This window comes from Shewanella goraebulensis, from assembly GCF_030252245.1.
Lineage (GTDB): Bacteria > Pseudomonadota > Gammaproteobacteria > Enterobacterales > Shewanellaceae > Shewanella > Shewanella goraebulensis.
Genome location: NZ_CP126972.1, coordinates 3204672 through 3217318 on the forward strand (window position 1 = coordinate 3204672; position 12647 = coordinate 3217318).

Consider the following 12647-nt stretch of genomic DNA (forward strand, 5'->3'; position numbering starts at 1 on the left):
ATCTTTTAAATATTTATAAAAAAAATCACAATCACACGAACGCTTGATGCCAACTTGATATATAGACCGTACATTCAATGTATTTATTTAAGCAATAAACAAGGTTAATTTACTCTTAATTCCTTATTTTAATATGAATAGATCATTAACAATCAAACTGTATTTAAAGGTGAGTTATAAGAGTGAGTTGAAGCGATTATAAACAATTACAAACATAAATTAGCTTTTGCTAACAAAACTTAGCTAATTCAGCTTAAGTTTTCATTGTGATCGATAGTTAAGCTTTCTACAATACTACCTTTCTCTAGTCTCTCTTCACAGGTACGGCATGCAAATGGACAGCATTCTCTCAGGTATTGTTTCAAAGAAACATTTTTTCTCGGTTCCGCTCAATTATCAGCAACCAGAAGGAGAGAAAATAACGGTATTTGCTCGTGAAATAGTCAGTACTGAAAACCAACAAAAAGACTTACCTTATTTAGTGTATTTTCAAGGTGGCCCAGGTTTTGGTGCAGTTAGACCCATTGAAAATAGCGGCTGGATAAAACGTGCTTTGCAAGAGTATCGGGTTATTTTACTCGACCAACGAGGCACCGGCCTTTCAAGTTTAATTAATCATGTCACGCTGAGCCATTTACCCCTTGAACAGCAAGTAGAGTACGTTAGCCAATTTCGAGCTGACAATATTATTCGCGACGCTGAGTTTATTCGCCTTAAACTGACCAACAATACTCAGTGGAGCATTTTAGGCCAAAGCTTTGGTGGTTTTTGTGTATTGCACTACCTGTCTGCTGCGCCAGATTCGATTAAAGAAGCCTTTATTACCGGCGGTATTCCATCATTAACTCGCCGCGCTGATGATGTTTACAAAGCGACCTATCAACGTGTGATTAAAAAGAATAATGACTTTTATCGCCGCTTTAAAGATGCAGAGCAATTAACCGCTGAGCTTGCTGAATACGTAGATAACAACCAAGTTTCATTAGCCACAGGTGAACAACTCACCGTTGAAATGCTACAGTTACTTGGGGTTAATATCGGGATGGAACAAGGCCCTGAAGCAGTGTATTACCTGTTAGAGCAAGCATTAATTGACACAGCTTCAGGCAAGCAGATTAATCCGCTTTTCTTACATCAATTTAGTCAGTTCTTGGACTACAATACCAACCCTATTTTTGCTTTAATGCATGAATCGATTTATTGCCAGCAGTTCCATCAGCAAGGTGCTAATTGGTCAGCCCACCGAGTAAGAGAGCAGTTCCAGCAGTTTAATTATCAAAAAGGTCAACGCCTGTTATTTACTGGCGAGATGATTTATCCATGGATGTTTGAGCAATTTAACCAACTAAAGCCGCTTAAAACCTTAGCCGATGCTATTGCCAGTAAATCTGATTGGAGCAATTTATATGACGTTGATGTGTTAATGCAAAACACAGTGCCCGTTACAGCAGCAATTTATAGCGAAGATATGTATGTTGATATGAATTACAGCCTCGAAACAGCGGTCTTGGTTGATAACCTTCAATATTGGCTAACATCTGAATATGAGCACAATGGTATTCGTATTGATGGTGAACGAGTGTTAGATAAGCTGATTTCATTAAATCGTCAAAAGTCGTTGAGATAATATGACTTTTGGTCAAAAAACGGCTTGAGATCACAATGTGAATGACTAATTTAATTTTCGTTTAAGCATAAAGGCGCATAATCACTCGTGTTCCGCCCTTTATGTTGTGAACTAGTGAATTTTTATGAGTAATCCTTTATTGGCTTACTCATTTTTTTTGGCTTAAATTCTTCGGTAAATTCAACTGTATTTTACTAACACCATTTGTCATTTGAGTTGCAAAAACTAAAGGGAGCCTCAATAATTTTAGCTCCCTTCATGCAAGATAAATAATCTTAAGCAGTTTCAGCTGTTGCTTCGTTAGTCGGTTTATCACGCAGTGAAAAGTAAATTTTCGAAACCAAAAACTCAGCGATTAATATCCCAAATACCAATACAAAGAAGGCAACAATTCCGTTGAACGGCCCGGTAAAGGTAATGCTGTCACCAAATGCTAAGTTAATCGCTTCAAGCATAATAATTTTTGAAAAGAACAAAATTGCCCATGTGCTTAACGCGCGGTAAATCTTTGGCGCCGTACCCGGTTTACTCTTAAAGTGATCAGCTAACTTGTGTTCAAATGCAATAGTTAGCTTGAGTAATAATTGCAGTAAAATGGCAACTAACAAGGTTACCGAAAAAGACGACACGGTGATATGTTGCCAATACTCAGCAAGTAAGTTCAACACAGTTAAATCAACTAACACTGCTAAGGTATAACCTACAAAATAACGTTGTGGGCTATTAAAACCATGTAATGGTCTAGCTAGCGTGGTTTGTTCTTCTGACATAGTAAACCTCTAATTTATCTGTGTTTATAAACGATTAACTTGCTTATCAATAGTAACCAGTTATCAACAATATTCAAACAAATAAGTTACTAATGCCGATTAAATTAAGCTCCAGCAAGCTCAATTTGATCATTAAAATGCTTCGGCATTAGAGTGTTTAGGAATGAGGCAACCTAAATAAGGAGTGCCTAAATCAAAAGGCGCCAAAATAACTCTTCATTGCTTTAAGTCTTAACGTGGCTGCGCCTAACATATCGATTGGACCTAATAATGAAAACGGCTTTTCAGTTGATATCCACGCAGAGCCTCGAGCACCAATGGGAATTTCAATCCCTTCAGGGTCGGTGAATTCAATTAACACGGTGCGGCCAATGTTTTTCGAGTTATTAATAAGTTGCTGAGCAACACCTTGCTCTTGGCTACCATGACTACCTCTAGCTTCACCTGTTGCTAATGAAATTGAATGTACTCTACCTCGAAAAATATGACCTGGATAAGCATCAATATAAAACTCAGCAAACTGGCCTTGCTTCACCCTATTCCATAATTGATCAGGGATACGCATTTCTAAAATCTTCGTCTCAGTATTCCACAGTTGAATGTTACCCACTCTTGAGCCTGCTGCAGTGTCGATTCGAGTAATCGCACCATCAAAAGGCGCACGAATTTCAAGTTGGTTATTTTCAAATTCAGCTTGTTGCTGCTGCGCTAGCAATGACTCACGGTCAAACCTTAGCGAGCTGAGCGTTGACTGATATTGGTCAATATCGCGTTTTGCTACCACGTTTTTAACTTGAGTCAGTCTTGCTAAGTCTTGTTCTGTTTGGCTAATTTCGCTATCTAGGCTGTTAATTTCAGCTTCAATTTGGCGCAAGCTATTACTCTCTTCGTTATTTACCAAGGTATATAATAACTGCCCTTTTTCAACACGCTGATTATGCTCAACGTAGTATTGGTCGATTGATTCAGTTATCGGACTTAAAATCGCCGTTTGCGCTCTCACAACCGATGAGTCAGTTAAATCCACTGGCGAATAAAATCGATGGGCGAAAAACACTGCTAAGTTAATCAGCACGCCCACCACAACCATTGAAATGTAATTAGCCGTTGTGCGCTTGACTAAGCCCGTTTTTAACAAAATCCAGCAAATCAATATATATGGGTAAAGTAGCTCTTTCATTATGCTTGTCTCCCTTTTATCACTGCAGTAATTTTTTTCCAGTCGGTTACTACAATTAAGATGGCTGCTATCCACAATTCGTTATAAAAAAAGCCGATAGTGCATAGCCAAAACACCAATTTGGCTTGTCCCGTATGTTCTGCATGTTTTTTAGGTAATGAGTGCAGTTTCCAATATCCCCAAATTGCTAAGCAAATCGTGACTATCAGCATCATGGTCAGTGCGCCGATAAAAATCTCGGTATCAAGTAATTTCCCTTTAAGCGCGGATGTGGTGGTCCAATAATCCGCTGGAATATCTTGATGGTGCACAGTAAAACCGCTGGCTAATACAACTGAGCCGATGGCGATAAATACAAGGGTCATTAAAATAATGAATATCGTTTTGTAGCGACTAACAAAACCTGCTGCGGGTTTGGTTTTAGGGATAGTAGTAGGAACCGAATGTGTCATAACCTGCCTCTATTTGATGTTGTTTAATCATCTTGTAATGGCAGAAATTATAGGTTGAGGCTGGCATCAAAAGTTACCATTTTACGCCACAATATTAGGGAGCATAAATTGACCGATTTACTGGTTTGATAGCTGGTTAACTCACAAGCGACGAATATAAGAATCGAAAATAGTAATGCAGATTAAAAATGACTGACTTTCACATCATCTAACCAGATTGATTCGACTCGCTCAGAGCGCTCACGTAAAACCCCTAACTGAACAAACATATTCTCATTGCTGGCAACTAAGGTTTGTAAGGTTAAATCGACTTGCTGTTGGTTATCCAATGATACTTGTATATGGCCTTTATTCATCGACCAACGGGTTGCTAACTTAACGGTATACCAAACGTTTGTTTTTATATCGTCAAACTGCCATAAGGCTTGTTGGACGTTTTGAGTTTCAGGTTGATCACCAATCACTACCGTTTTGGCAATATTAGATACCAAACTCATTCTTGCACCATTAAGTTGTAATCGATAACTCTGTCGATAGGTTTTATCGGACTCCCAATACGCTATTTGATGGGTGTCATCACTGAACAAGTTAGGAAGCATAAACTGCCAGCTTACAATGGTCGTTTGGCCTTCTCTGGTATATGCAGGCTTATGCTGTAACTCAACACGATTAAGTGCATCGATACCACGCCAAAGATAGGATTGTTCACCTGTAATCTCAATTAAAGCTGCATAATCTTGAGCCATAGCGGAGGTTGAAGTTGGGGGTAATGCAGAAGTAATAGCTGGATTCGGTTTTGGCCGAATGCTAATACCTTGAGGATGTAAAATATATGACCACTTATCTAAACTTTGCTCATCAAAATTTTCGTGCCAAATACCTGTTGAGATAACACTATTGTCAGCCTGAACTAGAGCACTTTCAGCCAAAGAAGGTTTTGCTGAGCCTATCAATGTAATAGCAAGTATTAGCGCTACAAGTGTAGTAACAGCAACAACTGAAGCTGAATTTTTAATCCCTATTACTCGATTACGATAATATTGCTGCATTCCCAATTTATCCATTATCCATTAACCCTTTCAGCCCAAGATAAACGATTTATTTAAGCTCACAGATTAGCGAAAGTAGTAAAAATTAACGAACTTTATATTGAATAAACTATGTACTCAATAAACAACAATAAAAAAGCGCAATATTGCTATTGCGCTTCACGGTTAATCGAGAAAACTTGAATCAGTCATTAAGAACTAGTTAGCCTGATTCTCGCGAATATCCATTATTGGCATCACACCTTCACCCATCATGGTAGTCGGTAATTTTCCGTCCCATGCTTGCGCTTCAGTTAAGGTGACGATTAACGGGTTGTTTTTAAGCGCCTTGGCTTTAGCCTCAATCGCTTGAGCTTCAGCCTTACCTCTTAATAAAATAGACTGAGCCTCTGCTTCAGCAATCTTTAAAATACCTTTTGCTTTAGCATCAGCCGTGTTCACTGCGCGTAATGCTTCTAGGCGCTGTCTTTCAAGTTTATGCTCTTCTGCCGCAGCTAAGTTTTTCTCAGTTTGCTTAATTTCAATAGAGTTAATGTACTTTTGCGGCAAGATAATATTTTCAATTTGAATGTTATCAACGACAACCGGAAAATCAGCCATTTCTTCAGATAGTCGACGTTCGATACCTTGAATAGCACTGGCTCTGTCTTGAATCAATTGTTCAGCTTCAAACTGAGGAATCGTATCTTTTGTTGCTGAGCGGAATCGAGGGTCTAAAATACGCTGCTCAAATTGACTCAAACCACCGTAGCTTTTAAAAAGTTCTAATGCGGCTTCTTTATTAACCGTCCAGTTAACCGATACTTCAATGGTGACTGGCATCTGTTCTTTAGTGCTTGAGGCCATTTTTTCCGCATTTTTACGGGTTCGGACTTCAATCACTTCTACTGTTTCAATAAAAGGAATTTTAAAATGTAGGCCCGGGTTTTGCTGATCTTTTGCTTCTCCGAAGCGTTTTACCACACCAACATGGCCTTCAATGACGATGTAGTAAGAGTTAAACACAGCAACGATGAGCAATAAAAATGGTATCGCTTTTAAAAGCGAAGAAGGGGTAATAACATCCTTGATATTCATAAACTTCCTAATGATTTAAATAACATAGCAATTTCCTGACGCGCTAGATTACCTAAAACAAACAAAATCGCAACACAATTCAGTAAAATGTATCAACCAATCTCAACCAATAAATTACTTAGCGCTGCGGCTTTTGGTGTTTCTTGCTGATTTAGCAGTCCCCTTGGAGGTGCTGGTAGATGATTTACGTTTATAACCGCCTTTTGAACCTGAGCGACGCTTTTTATAACCAGGACCCGTTACCCCAGATAAGGCATTGGGTAATCGATTAGCAGCTTGAGTTATCAGTTCATTCAGTTGAGTGATTAATGGTGTCATAAACGCATCGTAACGTAATTGCTTTTGACTTATGGCATCTAGGCTACTTTCCCACAGCGCTGTCATATCTGGCGTTGTAGCAGATTCGGGCAATGAGTTCACCAAACCGCTTCCCACAGCCGTTGCTACAATCGCCTTGCCTTGGCGCTGTAAATAGCCACGCTTGAATAGCAACTCAATGATACCTGCACGTGTGGCTTCAGTGCCTAATCCATCGGTATCTTTGAGGATTTTTTTCACATCTGCATTGGTGACATAACGGTTAATTCCGGTCATTGCCCCTAATAATGTGGCATCGGTAAAATGCTTTGGTGGTTGAGTTATTTTTTCAACGAGCTCTCCATTTAGGCTTTGTAATTGCTGTCCCTTTACTAGCGCAGGCAGGGTTGCTAACTCATCATCATCTTCTTTTTTGGTATTAACACCATTATTGCTGTAGTTATTGCGACTAGAACTATTACTACTAGAACTGCCTGATGCAAAAAGCTGTTTCCAGCCCAGTGAGGTTTCTTGTTTAGCTTTGGTAGTGAATAAACCGCCCTCAATAGTGACTTCAACCAGTGTTTCGTCATATAAATATGCAGCGTAAAACTGCGCTAAGTATTGTCTAGCAATATGGGAATATAACTTGGCTTCTTTTGATGACAGATTAGCTAAATTACTGACCTTTTCAGTGGGTACAATTGCGTGGTGAGCATCAACTTTTTTATCATCCCAAGCTTTAGATTTAAGCTTAGCATTTGGTGCATCTGCTTTTGCCGTTAAAGAGGGATCGTTTTTAGTGATTGCATTAATCACATGCGGTGCTAAACCATGTTGCTCAACCGGTAAGTAACGACTATCTGAGCGAGGATAAGTAATCAATTTATGACGTTCGTACAAGCTTTGGCATATATCCAATACTTCTTTAGCACTCATACCGAATCGTTTAGCCGCATCAATTTGTAATGCCGATAAACTGTATGGCAGCGGTGGATTTTGGCGTTTACTCTTAGCTTCGATTTGGGTCACTTCAGCGGATTGATTGCTAATGCGACCAACAACATTTTCAGCTAGGCCTTTTGCCAGTACCCGCCCTTCTTCATCCATATATGGCTGACACGCTTCACTGGGTTTCCACTTAGCAGTGAATGATTCATTTTGCTCAGTTAATAAATGCGCTAACACTTCATAAAAAGGTTTAGGAACGAAGTTCGCGATTTCTTCATCACGCCTCACGACTAACCCAAGTACAGGGGTTTGGACTCGTCCAACCGATAATACCCCTTGATAGCCCACCTTTTTACCCTGAATGGTATAAGCGCGGGTCATATTCATGCCATATAACCAATCAGCTCGGCTACGAGCTAATGCAGAGGTTGAAAGTGGCACAAACTCTTTATTGGTTCGCATTTGGCCAAGCGCTCTTTTTACTGCCGAAGGATTTAAATCACTGATCAGCAGGCGTTGAGTTTGAGCAATCTTATCGGCTTTTACCCCTGAATGAGAAATGACTTCATCCACCAGCAACTGCCCTTCTCTGTCGGGGTCGCCAGCGTTAACCAAGCTCGAAGCCTGCTTAATCAGTTTCTTCAAGGTAGACAATTGCGAACGTGTTTTTGATTTCGGCTTCAATTTCCATTGTTCAGGCACAATTGGAAGGTGAGCTAGCTGCCAAGACTTGTAAGCTGGATCGTAAGCATCGGGTTCGGCTTGCTCTAATAAATGTCCCACACACCATGAAACACAATCACCGTTGGCGGTCATAATGTAACCATCACCTTTTTTGTGTGGCTTTGGCAATACATCAGCTATGGCTCGGCCTAAGCTTGGTTTCTCGGCAATATATAGAATCATTCAAGTCTAACCATCTAGATTGGGAAGCGCTCTTAACACTGTATTTTAAATAATATGGCTCCTACTGTATATAATTACAGTTATTATTAACAGTAAATATTCACTGAAATTAGATTTAAAAAGAACTGGCAATAAATAACACCTGAGCGAGTTTAAATAACAATTAAAGGCTTCTATATCTAGCTGTTCAGTATTTAATTAGGCTATTTTTGTAGTTAATTTTCATAACCGAAAAACAAAGAATATAAAATCGCCCCTATTGCCATACAATTGACTTTTTATACCGCCAAAAACAAACGTTTCATCTAAGTTCCCATCATTAAAGCTGAAATAAAGTTGATCCAGATCATCATTGTTAACGAATTCTTGGGATAGGTTTAGTTATCGCAAATATTGAGCTCAGGAGCCCGTTATGGAATTGAAGCAATGTGAGAAGTGTTACACAGACGTCTGCGTAAACGGGAAATGGTTTCATCATGATCATTTGACCACAAGTGCTTACATGTTAAATGGTGGTTCACCAGAAATGGTTGAACTTGCTAAAATGCCAACCACTGAAACTGAGTTAGTCGATATGCTGACTAGCACTTTTTGATTAAACTTGATTGAGTTTATTCAGCCTAAAAGTGGCAACAAAGCTCTATAAATTTTGATCAAAAAAGCAGTGTTAACACTGCTTTTTTTATGCCTGCTATTTAAACCCGCAACCAGAGCGAATTTTGTCTTTGGTTCTATGTAATAATAGGCTATGTGTTTGCTATTAATCATTCACGCTGCGCATTCATAGTACGCCCCATTAAAATAACAATAGCGGTGACTGCAGGACTCAATATCGTCAGTGCAGTTTTGCTTGACCATACCATTATCAGAACATCGAGATCATTATGAGATGTATAATCATTAACAGGGAAATAGAAAATCAACAACCACAATGGTATTGAGCTTATGGCAATATGAAGCATGTACTTGCTGTTAACCTCTCGCTGCTTAGCTTTTTTATTGCACAGATGAATAACCCCAATAGTGATAGCAGAAAAAACCACTGTCACAGCCCATAAAATAAAAGCAATCACCATTCCCATTCATTACCTCAATAAACGAATAATTAAACTTCATCACTGCATTTAACGCAGCTTAAAATACCACTGTTATCGCTTTATTAAACAGGCTTATTCAACATGCTTATTCAACTTACGAATTCAACTGAAGTAAGTCCCATTTATTGCCGTATAAATCTTGGAAAACCACGACAGTGCCATATTCTTCTATCCTAGGTTCCTCATTGAATACCACTTCATTGGCCAGCATTAACTTATAGTCACGCCAAAAGTCGTTAGTTTGAAGAAACAAAAATACCCGACCTCCAGTTTGATTACCCACCGACAGCTTTTGAGTTTCATTGCTGGCTTGGGCTAATAGCAACTTGGTGCCATTGCCATTTGGCGGTGACACTAACACCCAACGTTTTCCGCCACCTAAATCGGTATCTTCGACCAAGGTAAACTGTAGTTTTTGAGTGTAGAAGGCAATAGCGTCATCATAATCGTCAACGACTAATGCAATCACTCCGATTTGCTGTTGAGTAACTGTCGACATGCAATGTCCTTTTAATTGAATGTAAAATTAGCATTAAGATTGTAAGGCTTTAATTATAAAACATCTGATTTATTTTATTGATATAAAACAAGTTAAATAAAAGTTGGTAGGCTTAAGTTCAGTGAAAATAAAAAAATAAACCACTCATTAATGAGTGGCTTATTTTGAATTAATTGGTCAACAAATAGTAAACTGCTTTAGCGACTATTTAGCCTCTTTTAGCCTCTTTTAGCCACTGACAAGGGAATGGAAAAACCTATCTTGCCTCGGTAAATAGTAATTTTCATAATTAAAAGACATCACAACACGCTTTGTGCGTCCAATGATTTCATTGCGAGGCACAAACCCAATCACACGTGAATCAGCACTGTTATCCCGATTATCACCCAATACAAGATAATACCCGGGTGGCACTGTCACCTCGTTAAAGTTAGCGCGTTTTGATCCAAATTTATTGACTCTTATTGAATGCTCCACGCCAAGTAAATCTTCAATCTTATCCTGCAAATCATGGCTGCTTGTTATTTGGCTTTCTTGCTCAGTATCGAATTCAAGCTTTTGAACAGCTTTAGCGGTGACATCTAAATCATCTTGATAGCTAATACTTTGATTATTGATCACTAGTTGATTGTTGTTTAGCGAAACTGTGTCACCAGGAACTCCAACAACACGCTTTACCAATCTATTTCCAGCAGCTTCGGAGTCAAAAATAATGATATCACCGCGAACTGGATCGCCTGTTTTATATAAGGAAAAATGAGTAAAAGGAATGCGAACATCATAAGCCATTTTGTTTGCAAGAATTCTGTCACCGATTAATATACTTGGCTTCATTGAGCCTGTAGGCACGGTATACCAATCAGCGACTGCACTTCTGAATACGCTCATTAGCGCGATAAAAATGAGCAGTGATTTATACTCTTTTAGAAACTTTGCGAGTTTGTTTATCATCGTAATCCCTTATGTTTAGTGTTGAACCTAGTGCTAGCGTTAAGCTTGCGGCTTTGCGCTTACCGTTTAATACAATGTACTTTCTGCAATGTACTCTCTGTAATGTACTCTCTGTAATGTACTCTCTGTAATGTACTCTCTGTAATGCATTTTCTGTAATGCACTTTATGTAATAATTTGAGCACTTGATTAAAGCAATTATAAGGCCACTATTATTTAATAATAAATTCAGTAACTTGATATTTTCAGGGTTAACTTAAATGAGTAATTTCACCACCTATTAGTCTCTTAACCTTAACAAGTGATGAGTCGTCACATGAAAATGAGCTAAACAAACCACTCGTTCAAAAATTTTGCATTAAAAAAGGAAGCCGAAGCTTCCTGTTATAGTGACGTCATCAATGAAGGGTCGTTAACTTAATTTCTCTGTAAAAAAGTTAATGGTACGATCCCATGCAAGTTTGGCGTTGGCTTCATCATAACGGCCTGTCGAGTCATTATGAAAACCATGCTTGGCGCCTTTATACATATGCATCTGATAAGGTACTTTATAACGATTTAAATCAGCTTCGTAATCAGGCCATGATTTATTAACCCGCTCATCTTCTTCACCAAGTTGTACCATCAAAGATGCTTTAATATTTTCACGAAGTTCTTTCTTAGCGGGTGTTCCATAAAAAGGCACGCCAGCGCTAAGCAAGTCAGATTCGACTGCAGCAAGGTAGTTAACGATGTAACCACCAAAACAAAAACCTACTGCGCCTAATTTTCCGTTACTGTTACCATGAGATTTTAAAAATTTAGCCGCAGCGACAAAATCTTGCTGAATTTTATCTCTGTCCATCGAACGCTGCATTGCGCGGCCTTCATCGTCATTACCAGGATAGCCACCTAATGGATATAAAGCATCTGGCGCAAATGCAATAAAACCAGCTTTTGCTAAACGACGCGCCACATCTTTCACATAAGGGTTTAAGCCACGATTTTCGTGAATAACTAATACAACTGGCAGAGGAGCTACTTCGCCTTCAGCTTGATTTACAGGAACCACCAAGTAGCCTTGGCCTTTTCCATGCCCTTGTGGTGAATCAAATGTCTCGTAGGTGGCTTTGATATCGGCATCATTAAAAGATACTTGCTCTGCTAACGCATAATTAGGTAGTAATGCAGAAGTCAGAACGCTCATGGAGTAACCTACTGCGACTAAGGTACCCAGCTTCTTCATGAAGGTTCGACGGTCCATACCGCCGTGGGCATATTCGTCGTACCAATCAAATGCTTCTTGAGGGATATCATTTCTTTGTGGCTGAGACATTGCTTTTCTCCATTTTGAATCTTTTAAGATTGAGTTCCTTTAACTAACCTAGGGGAGGAAAAGCACAATGTAAATAGTTTGTCGTACAAATAGTAAATGACTGATTTATTTGAATAGCTATTTTATATCTTTCTCAATACCGTATATATCTTCATCAATGGTTTCGATACGTGCTTCGAATATTGCTCTTGCATCATGTAAGCCACGGTTATAAAAGTGCGCCCCAATATTACTGGCAAAGAAATCCAATAGAAATTCGGCATCAAACTGACCTAAATCTTGATCGAGTTCATCTTCAAAATAGGTTTGGATTTTATGCACCATCATTTCACGCTGCTCTGCAGTAAATTCAATTTTAGACATTAAGCCCTTCTCCTAAACCACAATCTTGTGGGGTAACTATGTAAAAACAGGTTGTATTTAATCTTATATCATAAATGTTTGATTGGGTTTCAGATACAAAAAAGCCAGCTTTC

13 protein-coding genes are annotated in these 12647 nt (G+C 38.9%); 2 read left to right on the forward strand and 11 right to left on the reverse strand.

The features are described 5' to 3' along the window. Nucleotides 1-328 precede the first annotated feature (328 nt). Complete coding sequence (locus QPX86_RS13510) at nt 329-1627, forward strand: alpha/beta fold hydrolase (RefSeq protein WP_285162996.1); 1299 nt, start codon at nt 329-331, stop codon at nt 1625-1627. A 275-nt stretch (nt 1628-1902) separates the two neighbouring features. Here the strand turns inward: QPX86_RS13510 and QPX86_RS13515 are convergent, their stop codons facing one another. The 6 genes from QPX86_RS13515 to QPX86_RS13540 form a co-directional block, all read right to left on the reverse strand. After that, nucleotides 1903-2397, reverse strand: a complete 495-nt coding sequence (locus QPX86_RS13515) for a hypothetical protein (RefSeq protein WP_285162997.1) — start codon at nt 2395-2397, stop codon at nt 1903-1905. A gap of 193 nt (nt 2398-2590) precedes the next feature. Beyond that, nucleotides 2591-3577, reverse strand: coding sequence for an HlyD family secretion protein (locus QPX86_RS13520; RefSeq protein WP_285162998.1), 987 nt, complete (start codon nt 3575-3577; stop codon nt 2591-2593). Continuing rightward, nucleotides 3577-4029, reverse strand: coding sequence for a hypothetical protein (locus QPX86_RS13525; RefSeq protein WP_220754954.1), 453 nt, complete (start codon nt 4027-4029; stop codon nt 3577-3579). The genes QPX86_RS13520 and QPX86_RS13525 overlap by 1 nt, the downstream gene beginning before the upstream one ends. Before the next feature lie 182 nt (nt 4030-4211). Then, on the reverse strand, nt 4212-5093 hold the full coding sequence (locus tag QPX86_RS13530) for a heparin lyase I family protein (RefSeq protein ID WP_285162999.1): 882 nt from the start codon (nt 5091-5093) through the stop codon (nt 4212-4214). A gap of 183 nt (nt 5094-5276) precedes the next feature. Continuing rightward, nucleotides 5277-6155: a prohibitin family protein gene (locus tag QPX86_RS13535; protein WP_220754952.1), complete on the reverse strand. Its 879-nt coding sequence runs from the start codon at nt 6153-6155 to the stop codon at nt 5277-5279. Between the two features lie 114 nt (nt 6156-6269). Further along, a complete protein-coding gene (locus QPX86_RS13540; RefSeq protein ID WP_285163000.1) occupies nt 6270-8309 on the reverse strand; it encodes a DNA topoisomerase III in 2040 nt (679 codons plus the stop codon). A 412-nt stretch (nt 8310-8721) separates the two neighbouring features. Between QPX86_RS13540 and QPX86_RS13545 the strand changes: the two genes are divergently transcribed. Further along, nucleotides 8722-8904 (forward strand): hypothetical protein, encoded by a 183-nt coding sequence (locus QPX86_RS13545; protein ID WP_153913104.1) that lies wholly within the window; start codon nt 8722-8724, stop codon nt 8902-8904. A gap of 169 nt (nt 8905-9073) precedes the next feature. Here the strand turns inward: QPX86_RS13545 and QPX86_RS13550 are convergent, their stop codons facing one another. From QPX86_RS13550 to QPX86_RS13570, 5 genes are all read right to left on the reverse strand, one after another. Further along, nucleotides 9074-9391 (reverse strand): hypothetical protein, encoded by a 318-nt coding sequence (locus tag QPX86_RS13550; protein WP_285163001.1) that lies wholly within the window; start codon nt 9389-9391, stop codon nt 9074-9076. 109 nt (nt 9392-9500) lie between these two features. Beyond that, nucleotides 9501-9905, reverse strand: a complete 405-nt coding sequence (locus tag QPX86_RS13555; RefSeq protein ID WP_285163002.1) for a VOC family protein — start codon at nt 9903-9905, stop codon at nt 9501-9503. 228 nt (nt 9906-10133) lie between these two features. Then, nucleotides 10134-10856, reverse strand: a complete 723-nt coding sequence (gene lepB, locus QPX86_RS13560) for a signal peptidase I (RefSeq protein ID WP_285163003.1) — start codon at nt 10854-10856, stop codon at nt 10134-10136. A gap of 412 nt (nt 10857-11268) precedes the next feature. After that, nucleotides 11269-12171, reverse strand: a complete 903-nt coding sequence (locus QPX86_RS13565; protein ID WP_285163004.1) for a dienelactone hydrolase family protein — start codon at nt 12169-12171, stop codon at nt 11269-11271. A 117-nt stretch (nt 12172-12288) separates the two neighbouring features. After that, nucleotides 12289-12534, reverse strand: a complete 246-nt coding sequence (locus QPX86_RS13570; RefSeq protein ID WP_285163005.1) for a DUF2164 domain-containing protein — start codon at nt 12532-12534, stop codon at nt 12289-12291. Nucleotides 12535-12647 lie beyond the last annotated feature (113 nt).